Genomic DNA, 18,641 nt, shown 5'->3' on the forward strand with positions numbered 1-18,641 from the left:
CCGCCGGAGGCGAGGGCAAGGCATGCGCGCGGCGACGGCGAGGCAGCCTCGCCATGATTTCGCGCCCTTTGGGCGCCGCAATGCGGTTGCACCCTGGGCGCTGCGCCCGCAAGGATGGCCAGCGCCAGTCCCACCGCATGAGCCCGCCCCCACCCCCCTCCGCCAGACCGGCCGAGGCCACCGCAACGCAGGCGCTCGCCGCGCCGGCGATGCGCGCGCGCCTGCTCCGTGCCCTGGCGCTGGCCCCCGCGGCGGCCTTCCTGCTGATGGTGCTGGCGCCGCCCCTGAACCACGACGTCGCCGCCATCCTGAACTTCGCCGAGCGCTGGGTGGCCGGCGAGCGGCTCTATCGCGACCTGATCGACGTCAACCCGCCATTGATCTTCGTGCTGACGGCGATCCCGGCGGCGATCGCGGCCTGGACGCCGCTCGATCCGGTGCAGGCGCTGCTGCTTTCGGCACTGGCCTGCTGCCTGGCCGCCTGGCGCATGACGGTGCGGCTGCGCGCAGGCCGGGCGGAAGGCACGATGGAGCGCGCGGTGCTGGATGCGCTGGTGCCGTTGGCGGTGGTGCTGCCTGCCTATGACGTGGCGCAACGCGAGCACCTGATGGCGCTGTTCGCCATCCCCTACGCCTTCCTTGCCGCCCGCCGGATCGAGGGGCTGGCCACGCCGCGCGGGCTGGCCTGGGCGGTGACGCTGGCGGCGGCGCTTGGCTTCGCGCTGAAGCCGCATTTCCTCGCCGTGCCGGCGCTGGTGGAGGCGCTGGTGCTGCTGCGCCGCGGGCCGTCGTCGGCGCTGCGCGATCCGCTGCCCTGGGGCATGGCGGGCGTCTGGATGGCCTACCTGGCCTCGATCCCGCTGGTCTTCCCACTCTACCTCGATTTCGTCGTGCCGCTGGTGATGGGCTTCTACCTCGGCAATGGCGGCATCGGGCTTTTCGACGTGCTGCTGACCGACCAGCTCGGCCCGGCGCTGCTGCTGCTGGCGGCGCTCGGCGTGCTGGCGGCGCGGCGCAGCGCGGGGCCGGTGGCGCAGACGCTGCTGGCGGTGGGGATCGGCGGGGCGCTCTCCGCCTGGGTGCAGCACAAGGGCTGGAGCTACCACGTGGTGCCGATCGCCACCGTGAGCGCGCTGCTGGCCGGCATCCTGCTTGCGCGCTGGCTGGACCGCACGCTGCCCGCCGGCCGCGCCGCGGCGGCCGCACCCGGCATCGCGCTGGCGGTGACGCTGGCGCTCGCCCTGGTGCACATTCGCGGCGAGAGCCCCTGGCGGCAGATCTGGTATTTCCAGCTGCGCGACGGCCAGATCACCACCGCACTGCGGCGCGAGGTGGCAGGCGAGCGGCTGCTGGTGCTCTCGCCCGACATCTACCCGGTCTATCCGGCGCTCAACTACGCCCGGGCGCGCTCCACCCTGCGGACCATGAACCTCTGGCTGCTGGTCGGCGCCTATCCCGACTGCCCCGAGGGTGCGCCGCGCTATCGCGAGACCTGGGAGATGAGCCGGCCGGAATTCCTCGTCTATCGGACGGTGGCGGAGGATTTCTCCCGCGCGCCGCCGGCCGGCGTGCTGGTGGCCAAGCGGTCCGGGATTCCGCGCTGCGGGGCGGAGGATTTCGATCCGATCGCGTATTTCTCACGTCATCCCGCCTTCGCGGAGACCTGGAGGCGCTATACCCGGGTGGTGCACATGGACAGCTACCTGCTCTACCTGAGAGGGGATTGATGTCGTACCAGGAATACGTCGGCCACACCGAGACCCGCGAGGATCGCCTCGATGCGCGCCTGCTGCGCGGCATGGCCGCGACGCTCGGGGTTGCGAAGCCCGAGGTGCTGCCGCCGCTGTGGCACTGGATGCTGTTCCAGGACTGGGTGATGCCCGATCAGGTCGGCCCCGACGGCCACCCCAAGCGCGGCGGCTTCCTGCCGCCGGTCCACGACCTGCCGCGCCGCATGTGGGCGGGCGGTCGCGTGACCTTCCGCGAGGCCCCGCTCACCGAGGGCGAGGCGGTGCGGCGGACCAGCACCATCCTCTCGGTGAACGAGAAGTCGGGCGGCTCCGGCCGGCTGGTCTTCGTGACGGTGCGCCACGTGGTGGACGGCCCGGCGGGCACCGCGATCGAGGAGGAGCAGGACATCGTCTATCGCGGCGCGGAGGGCGCGGCGGTGAAGCCCGGAGAGGCGGCGCCGGACTGGCCCGATGCGCTGAAGACGGTCGTCGTCCCTGACCCAGTGATGCTGTTCCGCTACTCCGCGCTGACCGGCAACGGCCACCGCATCCATTACGACCACCCCTACGTCACCGGCGTGGAGGGCTATCCCGGCCTGGTGGTGCACGGCCCGCCCCCGGCGACGCTGATGGCGCATGTGGCGGACAGGGCGGCGCCCGGCCGCAAGCTCGCCCGCTTCGCCTTCCGCGGCCGCCGCCCCTGTTTCGACGGCCGCAAGCTGACCGTGCTGGCGCGGCGCGACGGCGATGCGCTCGCGCTCGAGACGCGTGACGAAGGCGGCGCCACCTGCATGCAGGCCGAGGCCGTGCTGGACAGACAGGGTGCCTGACACATCGGGCCGGATGCTTCCGCTCCGGCAGGATGCGCTGCTCGGCATCGCCACCATCGTCGTCGGCTATGCGACGATCTCGGCGGCCGATGCTGCGGTGAAATGGGCGCTGCCCGAGGTCGGCGTGGCCGTCGCCATGATCTGGCGCGGCGTCTTCGGCATGCTGGCGATCGCGCTGCTGGTGCGCGGGACGGGGCTGCGGCCGCGGCGCGTCTGGCTGCTCGGCGTGCGCTCGGTGCTGCACTGCGCGGTGACGGTGACCTTCTACGTCGCCTGGTTCAACCACTTCCCGCTGGCCGACAGCTACGCGGTGAACGCGGTGGCACCGCTGATCATGACGCTGCTGGCGATCCCGCTGCTTGGCGAGCGCGTCGGCTGGCGGCGCATGACCAGCACGACGGTCGGCTTCGTCGGCGTGCTGATCATGCTGCAGCCGGGCGGGGATTTGTGGCGGTGGGAGGCGGGGCTGCTGCTGGCCGGCGTCTGCGCACTCGCACTCAGCCGTATCTGGACGCGCGTGCTGGCTTCGAGCGACACGCCGCAGGCGATCGCCTTCTGGCTGCTGTTCGCGCATGTGCCGATGGGGCTGCTGCTGCTGCCGGCCTTCCCGCCAGCCGGGCCGCTGTTGCCTTCCTGGGACGTCGCCTTCGCGCTGGCCTTCCTCGGGCTGGCCAATGGCTGCGCGCATTTCCTCTTCGCGCGGGCCTTCGCCATCGCGCCGGTCTCGGTGCTGGCGCCCTATGAATACACCACCCTGCTCTGGGGTGGGCTGCTCGGCTTCTTGATCTGGGCGGAGGTGCCGTCCTGGATGACGCTGGCGGGCGCTGCGCTGGTGATCGCGGCCGGGCTCTACAACATCCACCGCGCACGCCTGCAGCGTGCGGCCGAGCGCGGCGCGGCGGGCGTGCCTTCGGTGGCGCCTGCGGGAGGCGCCTGATGGCGCTGCGCCACGAGATGCGGCGCGGCGTGCTGTTCATGCTCGGCGCCTGCGCGCTGTTCACGCTGATGAGCGTGCTGGTGAAGGCGCTCGGCGACCGCATCCCGGTGGTCGAGATCATGTTCTTCCGCGGGGCGCTGGCAGTGCCGGTGGTGCTGCTGGTGGTGGCGCGGGCGCGGCGCGGCAGGCCCGTCGTGGAATCGCTGCGCACCAAGCGCTTCCCGGGCCATCTGCTGCGCGCCTGCACCGGCACTGCGGCGCAGGCCTGCGCCTTTTACGCGCTGGTGCTGCTGCCGCTGGCCGAGCACACCGCGCTGACCAACACCACGCCGCTGTTCATCACGCTGCTCTCGATCCCCTTCCTCGGCGAGAAGGTGGGCATCCATCGCGGCGGCGCGGTGCTGCTGGGCTTCGCCGGCATCATGGTGATCGCGCTCGGCCAGGGCGCCTTCTCCGGCGCGCTGGACCAGGCGGCGCGGATCGGGATCATGGTCGCAGTGGCGCATGGCGTGTTCTCGGCCGGCACCACGCTGCTGGTGCGGCTTCTCTCGGCCACCGAGGCCTCCACCACCATCACGCTCTGGCAGTCGCTGCTGATGACAAGCTTCGCGGGCGTGGCGCTGCCCTTCTTCTGGGTCACGCCATCGTGGCACGACCTGGCGCTGCTGATCATGATCGGCCTGCTCGGCGGGGTGGCACAGGTGATGCTGACGGAATCGTGGGCCAGCGCGCAGGTCTCGGCGCTAGCGCCGTATTCCTATTCCTCGCTGCTCTGGGCGATCCTGTTCGGCTGGATCTTCTTCGCCGACGTGCCGGGCCTGCTGACACTGGCGGGCGCAGCATTGATCGTGGTGGCGAGCCTCTACATCCTGCACCGCGAACTGGTGCGACGGGGACGACGCGCATGAGCATTCCCTTCCGGCGCGAAGACGCGCTGCCGCATGGTGCGGTGGAGGACACCACGCCGCTGGTGCGGCGGATCGTCTGCAACAATCCAGGACCCTTCACCTTCCGCGGCACCAATACCTACCTGATCGGCCGCGGCCAGGTGGCGGTGCTGGACCCGGGCCCGGCCGACGAGGCACATCTCGCCGCGATCCTGCGGGCGACGTCGGGCGAGCGGATCACCCGCATCCTCGTCAGCCACACCCATCGCGACCACTCGCTGGGCACGGCCGCGCTGGTGGCGGCGACCGGCGCGGCGACCTTCGGCTTCGGCCCGCACCTGACGCCGCCGGACGCCGGCGGCGAGGGCGGCGACCACGCGTTCCGGCCGGACGAGACGCTGGCGGATGGCGCCGTGCTGGAGGGCGACGACTGGCGGCTGACCGCGCTGCACACGCCGGGCCATTGCGCCAACCATCTTTGCTTCGGGATGGAGAGCGAAGGCGCGGGCGGCGTGCTGTTCAGCGCCGACCACGTGATGAGCTGGTCCACCAGCGTCGTCAGCCCGCCGGATGGCGACATGGCGGCCTACATGGCCTCGCTGGCGAAGGTCGCCGCGCGCGACGACCGGCTGTACCTGCCAGGCCACGGCCCGCCGCTGCCCGACCCCGCACCCTTCGTCACCGCGCTGGCGGCGCATCGGCGGGAGCGCGAGGCGAAGGTGCTGGATGCACTGCGCTCTGCCCGGCGCGCCACCGCGGCGGAGCTGGTGCCGCCGGTCTATGGGCCGGAACTCGACCCTCGGCTGGTGCCCGCCGCCGCCCGCAGTCTGCTGGCGCATCTGATCAAGCTGGCGGCGGAAGGCGAGGCGGCGCGCGACGGCGACGTGTTCGAGGCGAGGTAGTCCGAGCCGTTATTCGTCGCTCATGCGGTTGTCGTTGCCGCGGAAGACGATCTTCGGCCGCCGGTGCCGTTCGGAAGGCGCCAGCGCGACATACTGCTCGAACTCCTCGAGGATGCGGCGGGTGATGTCGGCCAGCAGCGCCTCGCGCGCCGCCGACAGCGAATACCAGCCGAGCTTCTCCAGCTCGCCCGAGCCATGGATCTCGCCGCGCACCGCCTCGGCCGGGGCGACCAGGAAACGCGCGTTGAACCGCATGGCACGCATCGGCGGGGTGACGGCGCGGCAGAGGTAGTCGAGGGAGGAGAGGTCGGCCAGCAGCCGGTCGCCCTGCTTCTCGCCGAGCAGCAGGCCGGTCTCCTCGATCAGTTCGCGGATCGCCGCGACGCCGAGCGCACGCGCGAGCGAAGGCGGTGCACGATGCGCCAGCAGGGCAAGCGTTTCCGGCCGCAGCTCGGAGAGCGCCTTCACGCCATGGTCGGCGCGGTCCACACGGCCGCCGGGGAAGACCAACACGCTCGGCATGAATTTGTGCTTGGCGTGGCGCACGCCCATCAGGATCTCGGGCTCGCCGGAGCCCTTCCGCCAGACGATCAGGCTGGCGGCGTGGCGCGGCCTGACGGCACGCGTGCCGGGCGCGCGGGCCGTCGAACGCCGCAGGTCGGCGCCGCCTGGATTGTCGGCGCCGCCGTCAGGCTTCACAGCATCAGTCAAGATTGATCCCCTTCGAGGCCAGCCAGGCTCGCAGGTTCGGGCGCTCCGGCACGGAAAGCTGGCGCGCGCTGTTCTCGCTCCAGGTGCAGCCTTCCGGCGTCGGCCCGTGCACCTCGGGATAGCGCGGCTTGCCCGGCGGGCGCAGCGCGTCGTAGCCCGGCAGGGACGCGGCGAGCCCGCTGTCATCATACGTCTCGCGATGCACCACCACGGAAGGCGGCAGGCGCGGCGAGACCTCGTTGCGCGCCGCCGGAAAGCCGAGCGTCAGCCCGGCGACGGGGAACACGCCCTCCGGCAGGCCGAACAGGCGCGAGACCAGGTCGAGATGGTTGCGGACATACGAAATCGGGCAGGTGCCGAGGCCCGCGGCATCCGCCGCCATGATGCCGAAGCCCATCGCCAGCGCCGCGTCCACGCTGGCGTTGAGGAAGGTATCCACGCTGTCGTTGGCATGGGCGCGTCCGTGGATGGCGCAGACCTGCCGCCCGCGGCGGATGTCGCCGCAGAACACCAGCAGCACGGGCGCTTCCTTGATCCACGGCATGGTGCCGATCGCGTCGGCGATGGCCGCGATCTTCGCCGGGTCGCGCGTGACCAGGATGGAATACTGCTGCAGGTCGGACTTCGCCGGCGCCGACTGCGCGCCGGCCAGCACCGTGTCGAGCAGCGCATCCGGCACCGCATCCGGTCGGTAGCGGCGCGTGACGCGGCGATCGAGCAGGGCGGCGAGCGCAGGCGGTATCTCCACCGGTGCGAAGGGCAGCGCGCCGTAGCGCGCCCGGATCAGGGCTTCGGCATCCATCGTTTCAGCCTCGCATGTCAGGTCGGCACTATCCAGGCGTCCGCGACCGTGACGCCCTGCCCTTCGGCATGGATAATGAGCGGATTGATCTCCGCCTCCTTCACGGCGTCCAACGTGGCCAGGCGCGAGACGGCGACGACCGCCTTCGCCAGCGCATCGAGGTCGCCACGCGGCAGGTTGCGCCAGCCGCTGAGCGATGTCAGTGCGCGGACCTCGCCGATCATGGCACGCGCCTCCGCCTCGTCCACGGGCGCCAGTCGCAAGGCGATGTCGCGGTGCAGCTCGGAGAGCACGCCGCCGGCGCCGAGCAGCACCACCGCGCCTGCCTCGGGGTCACGGCGGAAGCCGAGGATCGCCTCGGCCAGGCCCTTCGCCATCGGCTGCACCAGGATGCCGGTGATGCGTGCATCCGGTGCCGCCGCGGCGACGCGTGCGCGCATCGCGGCCGCGGCCTCGCGCAGCGCAGCGGAGTCCAAGATGTTCAGCATCACGCCGCCGACCTCGGTCTTGTGCGCGATGTCGGGCGACAGGATCTTCGCCGCGACCGGATAGCGCAGGCCCTCGGGCGGATCCTGCTGCATGACGGCGGCATCGGAGGAGAGGCCGAGGGCTGCAAACAAGGCGCGCGCATCCGCCTCGTCGGGCGCATCCGGCAGCGTGACGGCCGGCGGGGGCAGCGCCGGCACCTCGCGCGGGGCGCGCCAGGTGCAGAAGGCGGCGATGGCGTCGGCGGCGGTTTCCGGCGTGCGGAAGGCAGCGATCCCGGCCTCGGCCAGCAGGCGCAGCGAGGCCTCGGCCTGCGGGGCGAGGAAGGCCGCGATCGGCTTGCCCGGTTGCTTTGCCGCTTCGACGATGCCGGCCACGGAATCCTGTGGCCGGAACTGCGCGGAACTGCCGATCACGGCGAGCGCGAGATCGGTGTCCTCCGCCGCGCGCAGCGCATCCAGCGCCGCCATCACGCGCTCCGGCTTGGTGCCGGCCAGCGTCATGTCGAGTAGGCGCGCATGGGTGGGCATGCCGGCAGCCGCCAGCTTCGCTGCCGCCGCGGCATCGGGCTTCTTCGCCTCGATCCCGCGCACGCCGAGCGCATCGATCGCCAGCGCGCCGCCGCCGCCGGTGGTGGTCATCACGCCGACGCCACGATGCGTGCGCGCCGGGGCGCGACGGCCGGCGACCAGCGGCGGCAGTTCCAACAGCGCCTCCAGCATGGTGACGCGAAGAGTGCCATGCGCACGGAAGAAGGCATCGGCCGCCGCATCGGTGCCGGCGAGCGCGCCGGTATGGCTCGCGGCGAGCTCCGCGCCGAAGGGGCTGCGGCCGAGCTTCAGCGCGACGATCGGCTTGCCCAGCGCATGCGCCTTGCGCGCAGCCGCGGCGAGCTGTTCCGGTGCGCGGATCGCCTCCAGGAACAGGCAGACCACGTCGACCTCGGGGCGGTCCAGCAGCAAGGAGGCGATCTCACCCGCCGTCAGGTCGGCTTCGTTGCCGGTGCCGACCAGATGCGAGAAGCCGATGCCGCGGGCCGCGCCGCGCGAGAGCAGCGCGCCCATCATTGAGCCGGATTGCGAGACCAGCGCGACGCGGCCGGAGGGCAGCGCGTCCGCTTCGAAGGCCGCGTTGGTGGTCAGCGCGGTGCGCGTGTGGGTGTTGATCACGCCCATCGAGTTGGGGCCGAGCAGGCGGATGCCGGCGGACTTCGCCGTGGCCAGGACACGCGCTTGCAGTTCGGCGCCTTCGTGGCCGGCTTCCGCGAAACCGTCGGCCAGCACGCAGGCTACGGGGATGCCGCGCGCGGCGCAGGAAGCGACCTGCGCCTCCACCTGCCCGGTGCCGAGCAGGATGTAGGCGAAATCGATCTCGCCCGGGATGTCGGTGAGCGAGGCATAGGAACGCTCGCCCAGGATCTCCGGCGCGCGCGGGTTCACCGGGAAGAGCTCGCCGGCGAAGCCGTGGCGGCGCAGGTAGCGCTGCGGGCGGGCGGTGAGCCGCCCCGCATCGCCCGAGGCGCCGACCAGCGCAATGCGTCGCGGCGCCAGCAGCGCGTCCGAGAGGCTGGTCATGCCTTCGGCGCGCGCTGCGGTAAGCTGCGCCCGAACACGCCTTCCGCGATGCGGTTCTTCATCATCTCGAGCGAGCCGCCCGCGATCATCCAGCCGCGCGTCTTGCGCACGCAGTACTCGATCAGTAGATCCTGGCTGTAGCCGGTGCCACCCATGATCTGCATGGATTCATTCGCCGCCATCCAGCCGGCCTGGTTGCAGGCATACTTCGCGATGGCGATCTGCTGCGCATCCGGCAGCCCGTCGCCGGCGCCGATCGCGGCGCGGTAGAGCAGCAGCTGCGCGGCATCCAGCGCGACCCGCATCTCCGCGAACTTCCATTGCAGGCCCTGGAACTCGGACAGGGTGCGGCCGAACTGCTTGCGCTGTTCGGCATGTGCCTTCGCCTGGCGGAAGCAGTATTCGCCGAGCGCGAGCGCGCGCGTGGTATTGCCCGCGCGCTCCACGTTGAAGCCGGCGATCTGCTTGCGGAATCCGCCCTCGCCCAGCAGCACGTTCTCAGGTGGGATGAAGACGTTGTCGAAGTAGAGCGCGCACCAGGTCTCGCCATTCATGTAGCGGCTGGGCTGACCGAGGCGGAAGCCGTCCATGCTGCGCTCGACGATGACGCTGCCGATGCCGTTCACGCCCGGCCCGAAGCGGCAATAGACGACGAAGACGCCGGCATCCTCGGTGTTGGAGGTGAACACCTTGCCGCCGTTCAGGCGATAGCCGTTGCCGTCCTTCGTCGCCGTGGTCTTGAGGTCGGTCAGCGCACTGCCCGCATCCGGCTCCGTCATGCCGACGGCCGCGATGGTCTCGCCGCGCAGCAGGGGGGCGAAGTACTTCTCCTTCTGCGCCGGCGTTGCGTATTCGGCGAAGGTGCGGAAGGCGCCGAAATTGCCGGCCTGCAGCACATCGGCGCTACGCGGGCAGACATAGGCGATCTGCTCCATCGCCAGCACCGCGTCGAACAGCGAGCCGCCCTGTCCGCCATCCTGCTCGGGCAGCATGATGCCGAACAGGCCGTTCTCGGCCATCAGCCTGGCGATGTCCCAGGGGAAGCGCTCGTCATGCGCACGTTCCAGCGCACCCTTGGCGAGATGCGTCTCGGCGAAGCGGCGCACGCTGTCTTGGAAGGCGACCTGTTCCTCGGTGAGGCGAAAATCCATCAGACGGGATCCCAGGAGAAGACGTCGCCGCTGCGGTCGAGCGGCAGGAAGGCGCTGCGCAGCGCGGGGATGGCGGTCTCGGCGATCGTCTCCGGCGTCCAGCCCTCGCCGCGATGCGTGCTGCGCACGGGCCGTGGCTGGCTGAATACGAACAGCTCGTTGTGGCGCGCCGCGAAGATCTGGCCCGTCACGTCCTTCGCCGCATCGGAGGCAAGATAGACCGCCAGCGGCGCGTTCTTGTCGGGTGTCATCTGCTGCAGCCGGGCGACGCGCGCCTTTTCCGCCTCTGTCTCCGCCGGGATCGAACTGGTCATCCGCGACCAGGCGAAGGGTGCGATGCAGTTGGAGCGAACGCCGAAACGCTGCATGTCGAGCGCGATGGACTTCGACAGCGCCGCGATGCCGAGCTTCGCCGCCGAATAGTTCGCCTGCCCGAAATTGCCGATCAGGCCGGAGGTGGAGGTCATGTGCACAAAGCTGCCGGAGCCCGACTTGCGAAAGTGCTCGGCGGCGGCGCGGGAGACGTAGAAGCTGCCGTTGAGGTGCACGTCGATCACCGCGCGCCAATCCTCCACGCTCATCTTATGGAAGATCTGGTCCCGCAGGATGCCGGCGTTGTTGACCACGATGTCGATGCGGCCGAAGCTGTCGAGGGCCGCCTGCACGATCCGCTGCGCGCTGTCCCAGGCAGCGACGCTCTCGGTGTTCACCACCGCCTGGCCACCCCGTTGGGCGATGATGGCGACCGTCTGCTCGCCGGGCGTGGTGCTGGTCGGTCCCTGGCCGGTCAGGCTCGCGCCGATATCGTTGACCACCACCTTCGCGCCGGCCAGCGCCATCGCCAGCGCGATCTCGCGCCCGATGCCGCCCCCCGCGCCAGTGACCACCGCCACCTTGCCTGCGAGCATCATGCCAACTGCCCCTTCCTTGCGCAGATCGCTTCTAGTCCCGTGGCGCAGAAGCGTGAAGCCGGGTTGCCGGGGCGGAAAGGCGCACGTAAATGTCCGGACAGGGAGCGGGAGAGAGCAGGATGGGATTCGTCGCCCTGGAGGGGGTGGGCAAGGTGTTCCACGGCCGCACCGGCGCGTGGGAGGCGGTGCGCGACTTCAACCTCTCGCTCGACGAAGGCGAGTTCTTCTGCCTGCTCGGCACCTCGGGCTGCGGTAAGACCACGGTACTCAACATGCTGGCCGGCTTCGAGGCGCCGACCAGCGGCCGCATCCTGCTCGACGGCAGGCCGGTGGAGCGGCCGGGCGCCGATCGCGGCGTGGTGTTCCAGGGCCATGACAGCCTCTACGACTGGCTGACCGCGCTGGACAATATCGGCTTCGGCCTGCGGCTGCGCGGGATCCGCCGCGGCGAGCGACGCGCGGCGGCGGAGCGCTTCCTGAACATGGTCGGGCTGCAGGGCCAGGGCGCCAAGCATCCTTCGGAGCTTTCGGGCGGCATGAAGCAGCGCATCCAGATCGCCCGCGCGCTGGCCAACGACCCGCGCATCCTGCTGATGGACGAGCCCTTCGGTGCGCTCGACGCGATGACGCGCGCAGTGCTGCAGGGCGAGCTCAGCCGCATATGGTCCGACACGCGCAAGACCGTGCTGTTCATCACCCACGACATCGAGGAGGCCTGCGCATTGGCCACCCGCGTCGGCGTGATGAAGCGCGGGCCGGGCGGCACGCTCAAGGCCGTGGTGCCGGTAGACCTTCCGTTCCCGCGGGAGCGCACCTCGGATGGCTTCATGCGGGCCTTCCGCGAGGTGCACGCGCTGATCCATGAGGAGATCCACGGTGCTCACTAGCCGCGCGGCCACCGTCGCCGGCTACGTCGCCGGCTTCGCCCTGCTGTTCCTGATCTGGCACCTGGCGGCCTTGTTCCTGGTGCGCTCCGCGCTGTTCCCCTCGCCCTTCCCGGTGTTCGAGCGCGCCTGGGTGCTGATCGAGGATCGGATCCTGCAGGAGCAGGTGGTGGCCAGCATGCGCCGCATCCTCCAGGGCTTCCTGCTCGGCAGCGCGATCGGCGTGCCGCTCGGCCTGGCGATCGGCAGCTTCCGCCCGGTGCGCATGCTGCTGGAGCCCTGGACGGAGTTCTTCCGCTTCATCCCGGCTGTGGCGATGATCACCGTTTCTGTGATCTGGTTCGGCATCGGGGAGGAGAGCAAGATCTTCCTGATCGCCTATGCCACCGTCTTCGTGGTGATCATCTCGACCGCCGCCGGCGTCGGCGCGGTGGGCAAGGACAAGATCCGCGCCGCGCAATGCCTGGGCGCGTCGAAGCTGCAGGTCTTCGCGCTCGTCGCCCTGCCGGCGACGCTCCCCTACATCCTCACCGGCATGCGCGTGGCGATGGCGAACGCCTTTGTTACCATCGTCGCCGCCGAGCTCGTCGCCTCCAATGACGGGCTGGGCAAGATGCTGTGGGATGCGCGACTGTTCATGCAGATCGAGGACATCTTCGTTGCGCTGATCGCCCTCGGCTTGCTCGGCTTCACCACCGACCGCGTCTTCCGGCTCGCCATCCGCGCCTTCGCGGGCCGTTTCAACCCGACCATGTGAACGACAGGGAGAACACGACCATGCTTCGCCGCCATCTTCTCGCCGGTTCCGCAGCCCTTGGGGCCGCCGCCGCGCTGCCGCTGCCCGCCTTCGCGCAGGGCTCGCCGATCAAGATGACCATCGCCACCGGCGTGGATCCCTCCTTCGCGCAGTTCTACGTGGCGCGCGAAAGCGGCATCTTCGAGCGCAACGGCCTCGACATCACGGTGAACACGGGCCCTTCGGGCTCCGCGATGATCGCCTTCCTGATTGGCAGCCAGATCAACGCCGCCTATGGGGCCGAACAGGCCGGCGTCTCGGCCAATCTTGTGGATTCCAACGTGGTCGTGGTGGCGGAAGGCGTGGCGCTGCTCCGCTGGCTTGGCATCGTCGCGCGCAACATCGACAACATGGACGGCCTGAAGGGCAAGCGCATCGGCGTCGCCCGCGGCACCGGCAGCGAGACCTTCTGGCTTTCGGTCGTCTCCAAGATGAACCTGAACGCGGACGACTACACGATCGTGAATGTCGAGGCACCCGAGATGGTCGCCGCGCTCGAGCGCGGGAACATCGATGCATACGCAGTCTGGGAGCCGTGGATGACGCGTGGCACGCGCGCCATATCCGGCGCGCGCATCCTGACGACGAACGAGAACATCCAGATCATCCGCAACCTGATCTACATGAACAAGGGCTGGGCGGAGCAGAACGCCGAGGCGACGCAGCGCTTCATGCGCTCCATGATGGAGGCCACGGACCTCATTGCCAGCAACCGCGACCAGGCCGTGCAGAATGTCGCCCGCTTCCTGCGCCAGGACCGCGGCCTGGTGGCGGAGTTGATGACGAAGGTGGATCACCGCCTGAACCTCACCTCGGATACCGTCGCCAACGTCCAACTCGCCATCGACCAGCTGCGGGGCATGGGCAAGCTCTCGAAGGAGGTCACGCCGCAGCAGGTGATCTGGCCGGGCGCGCTGGCCGCCGTTGCGCCGGACCGTGTTCGCATCTGATGATGGGCGGGCGCGCACGACTCGTGCGCGGAGGTCGGATTGAGGAGACCGAAACCGCATGATTCGTGCCGCCATCATCGGGCTGGGCAGCTGGGGGCAGCACCTCGTGCGCTGCGCCCAGGGCAGCCCCGCCATCCGCTTCGTCGCTGGCGCCACGCGAACGCCGGAGAAGGCGCGCGACTTCGCGGAACGGCATGGCCTACGCATGCTGCCGGACTATGCCGCGGCGCTGGCCGACCCTGAGATCGACGCAGTGGTGCTGGCGACGCCGCACACCCAGCACACCGAGCAGATCGTTGCCGCCGCCGCGGCGCGGAAGCCCGTCTTCACGGAGAAGCCGCTTGGTGTGAACGCAGCCGATGCGGCGCGCGCCGCGCAGGCCTGCGCCGATGCCGGCGTGACGCTCGGCGTCGGCTACAACTGGCGCTTCCAGCCCGCCTTGCAGGCGATCCGCCGGATGCTCGAGGACGGCACGCTTGGCCGCGTGCTGCACATGGAAGGGAATTTCTGCGGCCCCAGCGCCTATCGCTTCCCCAAGGGCCATTGGCGCCACGACCGCAACGAGGGCCCGGCCGGCGGCATGACCGGGCGCGGCGTGCACGTGGTGGACGCGATGATGTATCTCGCCGGCCCGATCGAGCAGGTGACGGCGCAGAGCTTCCGCCTGGTGCAGGATTTCGGCATGGACGACACGACTTCCATGCTGTTCCGCTTCAAGGGCGGCGCCACCGGCTATCTCGGCACCGTCATCGCGACGGCCGAGACCTGGCGGCTGCAGGTGTTCGGATCGAAGGGCTGGGCCGAGGTGGGCGATGTCGAGCACCTCACGACCTGGGAGCTGAAGCTCTGCCTGATCGATCCCGCAAACGTCACGGTGAAGCAGCGCCCGCAGGTCATCACCTTCGCGCAGACCGGCACGGAGCGGGCGGAGTTGGAGCATTTCGCGGAAGCCGTGCAGGCGGGCCGCCCCCTGACGCTGCCGGGCGGCGATGCCGTCCACAATGTGGCGGTGCTGGAAGCGATCCTGGCCTCGAGCCAGACGCAGCACCCCGTGCGCCTTTCCTAGACCACCGGACCAGAGGGGCCACCCGATGCCGCACATCCAACGACGCGCGCTGATGCTGGCGATGGCCGGCCTCGGCGCGGGCGCCGCGCAGGCGCAGACGGACTACCCGAACCGGACCATTCGCGCCGTGGTGCCCTCGCCGCCCGGCGGGCCGCCGGACCTGATCCTGCGGATCCTGGCGCCGAAGCTTTCGGCGGCGCTCGGCCAGACCGTGGTGGTGGAGAACCGGCCCGGCGCGGGCGGGGTGATCGGCACCTCCTACCTGTCCCGGCTGCCCGCCGATGGCTACACATGGCTGTTCACCACCGCCTCGCACGTCAACACGCCGCCGTTCAACCCCAACGTCAACTTCGACCCGATCCGTGACTTCACCCATGTGACGCTGGCGGTGCAGAATTTCGGCCAGGCGCTGGTGATCCACCCTTCTGTGCGGGCGACGAACCTCGCGGAGCTGATCGCGCTGGCGAAGGCCGAGCCCGGCGGCCTGACCTATGCCAATGCCGGCAACGGCACCGCCAGCCACATCCCGGCCGAGCTGATGAAGAGCATGGCGGGCGTGGACATCCTCTCGGTGCCCTATCGCGGCGTGGGCGAGGCAGTCTCCGACCTGTTGGCCGGGCGCATCAGCATGTTCTTCGTCGGAACCAATGTCGCGCTCGACCACGTGCGCGCAGGCCGCCTGCGCGCCATCGCGCTGACCGGCGCGCGGCGCTGGAAGGGCATGCCGGAGGTGCCGACCATGGCCGAGGCGGGGCTGCCCGGCTTCGACGTGGTGAACTGGTTCGGTCTCTGGATGCCGGCCGGCGCGCCGCGCCCGATCGTGGAGAAGGTGCACGCCGCGATGGTGCGCGCCGTCAACGACCCCGAGGTGATGCAGCAGTTCGACACCCAGGGCCTGCAGGGCATCGCCATGCCGCCCGACGAATTCGCCCGCTTCGTGGTGGAGAAGGCGGAGATCGCGAAGGAGATAGGGCGGCGGGTGAACGCGCGGTAGCAGGGAGGCGGGGCCGTGCGGCCCCGCCTGTCGCGCTATTTCTCCTTCGCCGCGATGATGCCGCCGGCGAGGCTCTCCGGGATCCGGTTGCGCCAAGTGCCGCCATCCACCTGCGTCACGAAGTCCAGCACGGCGCGGTTGAAGGCGTCGGGGTCTTCCAGGTTCATGGTGTGGCCGCATTTCGGCATCACCAGCAGGGCGCTGCTCATGATGGTGCGCTTGAGATAAAGGCTGGCCTCGAGCGTCGGGTCGTCCTCGTCGCCTGCAATGATCAGCGTCGGCACCGTCATCTTCGCAAAGCCGTCCTGCAGGTCGAACAGGCTCGGGCGGCGGCGCTGCACGCCGTTCATCGTCAGCGCGGAACCTTCCGTCGAGTGCTCGCAGAGCTGCTGCTGGAACTCGGCGTAGCCGCGCGGGTCCTTCTCCTGGAACACCAGCCGCGTCGGGCCGCGGCTGTAGGTCTTGCCGAACACCGCCATCGTCTCGGCGCGGATGCGGGCGATCGCGGCATCGGTTTCGGCGTGGAACTGCGCGATCTTGCCCGGCGCCGCACCATAGCCGACGCCGGCGGCCACCAGGCTGCGTGCCAGCGAGGGATGGCGCAGGCCCATGTGCAGCGTGGCGAAGCCACCCATGGACAGGCCGACCACATGGCTCGGCCCGAGGTTCAGGCCCTTGATCACCGCGGCGATGTCGTCCGTCGCGCGGTCCTGGCTGTACTTCTCCGGGTCGGTCGGCACGTCGGAGGGCGGATAGCCGCGGGCGGCGAAGGCGATGCAGCGGTAGCGGCGGGCGAAGAAGCGCAGCTGCATCTCCCAGCTGCGGTGGTCGCCGGCATACTCGTGCACGAAGACCATTGGCGTGCCGGAGCCCGCCTCCTCGTAGTGCAGGTTCACCCCATCATCAGTGCGGACCGTCGGCATCCAATCCCCCTTTCCCCGGAACAGAGGGGCACCATGGCGGCCCGGCACCCGGGCGACAAGACGCGGGCGCGAGCCTTGACTTCCGGGCCGGGCGGGCTCATCTGCCAATCCGGACCAGCAAGGTCCGGTTTCCAGGAGGAGCCGCGTGCTGCGGGTTTCGAAGCTCACGGATTATGCGGTGGTGGTGCTCAGCCGCCTCGAGGCGGAGGGCGGGGTGCAGACCGCGCCCGGGCTGGCCGCCGCGACCGGGCTTGCGGAGCCGACCGTCGCCAAGGTCCTGAAGATGCTCGCCCAGGCCGGGCTTGTCGAGGGGCTGCGCGGGGCGCGCGGCGGTTACAAGCTGGTGCGGCCGCTGGGCGCCTTGCCGCTCTCCGAGGTGATCGTGGCGATCGATGGCCCGATCGCCTTGACCGCTTGCGTCGATGGCGGCTTCGGCTTGTGCGAGGCGGAGCATGTCTGCCCCGTGCGTGGCCGCTGGGATCCGGTGAATGCCGCGATCCGCGGTGCACTCTCCGCCATCACGGTGGCCGAGATCGCCATGCCGAAGCCGGCCAATGCCATGTCGCTTCCCGTTCCCGTCCTCGTCGCCGAGTAGGACCCGAGAATGCCCGCCGTCACCGAGACGCTAGAGACCGTCCAGTCCGTCACCGACTCCGGCTACAAATACGGCTTCGAGACGGACATCGAGATGGAGTTCGCCCCCAAAGGGCTGAACGAGAACATCGTCCGCTTCATCTCGGCGAAGAAGAATGAGCCCGCCTGGCTGCTGGAATGGCGGCTGAAGGCCTTCGCCATCTGGCAGAAGATGGAGGAGCCGCGGTGGGCGGCAGTGACGTATCCGCCGATCGACTACCAGGATTCCTACTATTACGCCGCGCCGGTGCAGAAGGCGAAGCCGAAGTCGCTCGACGAGGTGGACCCCGAGCTGCTGCGCACCTACGCCAAGCTCGGCATTCCGCTGAAGGAGCAGGCGATCCTGGCCGGTGTCGAGGGCGCTGGCGACAGCCCCTCCGACAGCGGCCGCATGCCGATCGCGGTGGATGCCGTCTTCGACAGCGTCTCCGTCGCCACCTCCTACAAGGAGCGGCTGGGCAAGGAGGGCATCATCTTCTGCTCGATTAGCGAGGCGGTGCAGGACCACCCCGAGTTGGTGAAGCAGTATCTCGGTTCCGTCGTGCCGCAGGGCGACAACTATTTCGCGGCGCTGAACAGCGCGGTCTTCACGGATGGCAGCTTCGTCTACATCCCGAAGGGCGTGCGCTGCCCGATGGAGCTCTCCACCTATTTCCGCATCAATGCGAAGAGCACCGGCCAGTTCGAGCGCACGCTGATCATCGCCGATGCCGGCAGCCATGTCAGCTACCTGGAAGGCTGCACTGCGCCGATGCGCGACGAGAACCAGCTGCACGCTGCGGTGGTGGAACTGGTCGCGCTGGACGATGCGACGATCAAGTACAGCACGGTGCAGAACTGGTACCCGGGCGATGCCGAGGGCCGCGGCGGCATCTACAACTTCGTGACCAAGCGCGGCGCCTGCCGCGGCGCGCGCAGCAAGATCAGCTGGACCCAGGTGGAGACCGGCAGCGCCATCACCTGGAAGTATCCGTCCTGCATCCTGCTGGGCGACGACAGTGTCGGCGAATTCTACAGCGTGGCGATCACCAACAACCGCCAGCAGGCCGATACGGGCACCAAGATGTTCCATATCGGGAAGAACACGCGCAGCACCATCGTCTCCAAGGGCATCAGCGCCGGCAAGGGCCAGAACACCTATCGCGGCTTGGTGAAGATCAGCCCGAAGGCGCAGGGCGCGCGCAACTTCACGCAGTGCGACAGCCTGCTGATCGGCGACCAGTGCGGCGCGCATACCGTGCCGTACATCGAGAACCGCTGCATGAGCGCGAAGGTGGAGCATGAGGCGACCACCAGCCGCATCGCCGAGGACCAGCTCTTCTACTGCCGTCAGCGCGGCCTCAACGAGGAGGAGGCGGTCGGCATGATCGTCAACGGCTTCGCCCGCGAGGTGCTGAAGGAGTTGCCGATGGAGTTCGCGGTGGAAGCGCAGAAGCTGTTGGCCATCAGCCTCGAAGGCTCGGTGGGCTGAAGG

18 protein-coding genes are annotated in these 18,641 nt (G+C 69.8%); 12 read left to right on the plus strand and 6 right to left on the minus strand.

Annotated features, from left to right (window positions below):
* The first annotated feature begins 137 nt into the window (after positions 1 to 137).
* The 5 genes from ACESM1_RS24640 to ACESM1_RS24660 are packed head-to-tail and all read left to right on the plus strand — an operon-like array spanning position 138 to position 5,286.
* Positions 138 to 1,727 carry a hypothetical protein gene (locus ACESM1_RS24640; protein ID WP_372623877.1) on the plus strand — a complete coding sequence of 530 codons (1,590 nt, stop codon included), beginning with the start codon at positions 138 to 140 and terminating at the stop codon, positions 1,725 to 1,727.
* A complete protein-coding gene (locus ACESM1_RS24645) occupies positions 1,727 to 2,560 on the plus strand; it encodes a MaoC family dehydratase N-terminal domain-containing protein (protein WP_372623878.1) in 834 nt (277 codons plus the stop codon). Before ACESM1_RS24640 ends, ACESM1_RS24645 begins: the two co-directional genes overlap by 1 nt.
* Entirely contained in the window at positions 2,553 to 3,497 is a 945-nt protein-coding gene (locus ACESM1_RS24650) for a DMT family transporter (protein WP_372623879.1), read from the plus strand. Before ACESM1_RS24645 ends, ACESM1_RS24650 begins: the two co-directional genes overlap by 8 nt.
* Entirely contained in the window at positions 3,497 to 4,405 is a 909-nt protein-coding gene (locus ACESM1_RS24655) for a DMT family transporter (RefSeq protein ID WP_372623880.1), read from the plus strand. The genes ACESM1_RS24650 and ACESM1_RS24655 overlap by 1 nt, the downstream gene beginning before the upstream one ends.
* A complete protein-coding gene (locus tag ACESM1_RS24660) occupies positions 4,402 to 5,286 on the plus strand; it encodes an MBL fold metallo-hydrolase (RefSeq protein ID WP_372623881.1) in 885 nt (294 codons plus the stop codon). Before ACESM1_RS24655 ends, ACESM1_RS24660 begins: the two co-directional genes overlap by 4 nt.
* Before the next feature lie 9 nt (positions 5,287 to 5,295).
* Here ACESM1_RS24660 and ACESM1_RS24665 read toward each other — a convergent pair whose 3' ends face one another.
* From ACESM1_RS24665 to ACESM1_RS24685, 5 genes are read right to left on the minus strand one after another with little or no spacing between them, the layout of a single operon-like run.
* Positions 5,296 to 5,997 (minus strand): NUDIX hydrolase, encoded by a 702-nt coding sequence (locus ACESM1_RS24665; RefSeq protein ID WP_372623882.1) that lies wholly within the window; start codon positions 5,995 to 5,997, stop codon positions 5,296 to 5,298.
* The gene (locus tag ACESM1_RS24670; protein ID WP_372623883.1) at positions 5,990 to 6,799 is read right to left on the minus strand and encodes a nitroreductase family protein; all 810 of its coding nucleotides are present in this window, start codon (positions 6,797 to 6,799) and stop codon (positions 5,990 to 5,992) included. Before ACESM1_RS24670 ends, ACESM1_RS24665 begins: the two co-directional genes overlap by 8 nt.
* A 17-nt stretch (positions 6,800 to 6,816) precedes the next feature.
* Entirely contained in the window at positions 6,817 to 8,859 is a 2,043-nt protein-coding gene (locus tag ACESM1_RS24675) for an acetate--CoA ligase family protein (RefSeq protein ID WP_372623884.1), read from the minus strand.
* On the minus strand, positions 8,856 to 10,010 hold the full coding sequence (locus tag ACESM1_RS24680; protein ID WP_372623885.1) for an acyl-CoA dehydrogenase family protein: 1,155 nt from the start codon (positions 10,008 to 10,010) through the stop codon (positions 8,856 to 8,858). Before ACESM1_RS24680 ends, ACESM1_RS24675 begins: the two co-directional genes overlap by 4 nt.
* A complete protein-coding gene (locus ACESM1_RS24685) occupies positions 10,010 to 10,921 on the minus strand; it encodes an SDR family NAD(P)-dependent oxidoreductase (protein ID WP_372623886.1) in 912 nt (303 codons plus the stop codon). The genes ACESM1_RS24680 and ACESM1_RS24685 overlap by 1 nt, the downstream gene beginning before the upstream one ends.
* A 119-nt stretch (positions 10,922 to 11,040) precedes the next feature.
* Here ACESM1_RS24685 and ACESM1_RS24690 point away from each other — a divergent pair, with 119 nt between their 5' ends.
* From ACESM1_RS24690 to ACESM1_RS24710, 5 genes are read left to right on the plus strand one after another with little or no spacing between them, the layout of a single operon-like run.
* A complete protein-coding gene (locus ACESM1_RS24690) occupies positions 11,041 to 11,808 on the plus strand; it encodes an ABC transporter ATP-binding protein (RefSeq protein WP_372623887.1) in 768 nt (255 codons plus the stop codon).
* A complete protein-coding gene (locus ACESM1_RS24695; RefSeq protein ID WP_372623888.1) occupies positions 11,798 to 12,562 on the plus strand; it encodes an ABC transporter permease in 765 nt (254 codons plus the stop codon). The genes ACESM1_RS24690 and ACESM1_RS24695 overlap by 11 nt, the downstream gene beginning before the upstream one ends.
* Positions 12,563 to 12,582: 20 nt before the next feature.
* Positions 12,583 to 13,551, plus strand: a complete 969-nt coding sequence (locus ACESM1_RS24700) for an ABC transporter substrate-binding protein (RefSeq protein WP_372623889.1) — start codon at positions 12,583 to 12,585, stop codon at positions 13,549 to 13,551.
* Between the two features lie 58 nt (positions 13,552 to 13,609).
* Positions 13,610 to 14,617: a Gfo/Idh/MocA family protein gene (locus ACESM1_RS24705; RefSeq protein ID WP_372623890.1), complete on the plus strand. Its 1,008-nt coding sequence runs from the start codon at positions 13,610 to 13,612 to the stop codon at positions 14,615 to 14,617.
* 25 nt (positions 14,618 to 14,642) lie between these two features.
* The gene (locus tag ACESM1_RS24710; RefSeq protein WP_372623891.1) at positions 14,643 to 15,611 is read left to right on the plus strand and encodes a tripartite tricarboxylate transporter substrate binding protein; all 969 of its coding nucleotides are present in this window, start codon (positions 14,643 to 14,645) and stop codon (positions 15,609 to 15,611) included.
* Between the two features lie 35 nt (positions 15,612 to 15,646).
* Here ACESM1_RS24710 and ACESM1_RS24715 read toward each other — a convergent pair whose 3' ends face one another.
* The gene (locus tag ACESM1_RS24715; protein WP_372623892.1) at positions 15,647 to 16,534 is read right to left on the minus strand and encodes an alpha/beta fold hydrolase; all 888 of its coding nucleotides are present in this window, start codon (positions 16,532 to 16,534) and stop codon (positions 15,647 to 15,649) included.
* Between the two features lie 145 nt (positions 16,535 to 16,679).
* Here ACESM1_RS24715 and ACESM1_RS24720 point away from each other — a divergent pair, with 145 nt between their 5' ends.
* Positions 16,680 to 17,129: an SUF system Fe-S cluster assembly regulator gene (locus ACESM1_RS24720; protein ID WP_372623893.1), complete on the plus strand. Its 450-nt coding sequence runs from the start codon at positions 16,680 to 16,682 to the stop codon at positions 17,127 to 17,129.
* A 9-nt stretch (positions 17,130 to 17,138) separates the two neighbouring features.
* Positions 17,139 to 18,638, plus strand: a complete 1,500-nt coding sequence (sufB, locus tag ACESM1_RS24725) for a Fe-S cluster assembly protein SufB (RefSeq protein ID WP_372623894.1) — start codon at positions 17,139 to 17,141, stop codon at positions 18,636 to 18,638.
* Positions 18,639 to 18,641: the final 3 nt, after the last annotated feature.

It is taken from the genome of Falsiroseomonas sp., assembly GCF_041690465.1.
GTDB lineage: Bacteria > Pseudomonadota > Alphaproteobacteria > Acetobacterales > Acetobacteraceae > Falsiroseomonas.

Excerpts from the sequence above, each read along its gene's own strand:
- ACESM1_RS24640 (WP_372623877.1), top strand. The coding sequence starts at position 138 with ATGAGCCCGCCCCCACCCCCCTCCGCCAGACCGGCCGAGGCCACCGCA.
- ACESM1_RS24645 (WP_372623878.1), top strand. The coding sequence starts at position 1,727 with ATGTCGTACCAGGAATACGTCGGCCACACCGAGACCCGCGAGGATCGC.
- ACESM1_RS24655 (WP_372623880.1), top strand. The coding sequence starts at position 3,497 with ATGGCGCTGCGCCACGAGATGCGGCGCGGCGTGCTGTTCATGCTCGGC.
- ACESM1_RS24660 (WP_372623881.1), top strand. The coding sequence starts at position 4,402 with ATGAGCATTCCCTTCCGGCGCGAAGACGCGCTGCCGCATGGTGCGGTG.
- ACESM1_RS24670 (WP_372623883.1), bottom strand. The coding sequence starts at position 6,799 with ATGGATGCCGAAGCCCTGATCCGGGCGCGCTACGGCGCGCTGCCCTTC.
- ACESM1_RS24675 (WP_372623884.1), bottom strand. The coding sequence starts at position 8,859 with ATGACCAGCCTCTCGGACGCGCTGCTGGCGCCGCGACGCATTGCGCTG.
- ACESM1_RS24680 (WP_372623885.1), bottom strand. The coding sequence starts at position 10,010 with ATGGATTTTCGCCTCACCGAGGAACAGGTCGCCTTCCAAGACAGCGTG.
- ACESM1_RS24685 (WP_372623886.1), bottom strand. The coding sequence starts at position 10,921 with ATGATGCTCGCAGGCAAGGTGGCGGTGGTCACTGGCGCGGGGGGCGGC.
- ACESM1_RS24690 (WP_372623887.1), top strand. The coding sequence starts at position 11,041 with ATGGGATTCGTCGCCCTGGAGGGGGTGGGCAAGGTGTTCCACGGCCGC.
- ACESM1_RS24700 (WP_372623889.1), top strand. The coding sequence starts at position 12,583 with ATGCTTCGCCGCCATCTTCTCGCCGGTTCCGCAGCCCTTGGGGCCGCC.
- ACESM1_RS24705 (WP_372623890.1), top strand. The coding sequence starts at position 13,610 with ATGATTCGTGCCGCCATCATCGGGCTGGGCAGCTGGGGGCAGCACCTC.
- ACESM1_RS24710 (WP_372623891.1), top strand. The coding sequence starts at position 14,643 with ATGCCGCACATCCAACGACGCGCGCTGATGCTGGCGATGGCCGGCCTC.
- ACESM1_RS24715 (WP_372623892.1), bottom strand. The coding sequence starts at position 16,534 with ATGCCGACGGTCCGCACTGATGATGGGGTGAACCTGCACTACGAGGAG.
- sufB (WP_372623894.1), top strand. The coding sequence starts at position 17,139 with ATGCCCGCCGTCACCGAGACGCTAGAGACCGTCCAGTCCGTCACCGAC.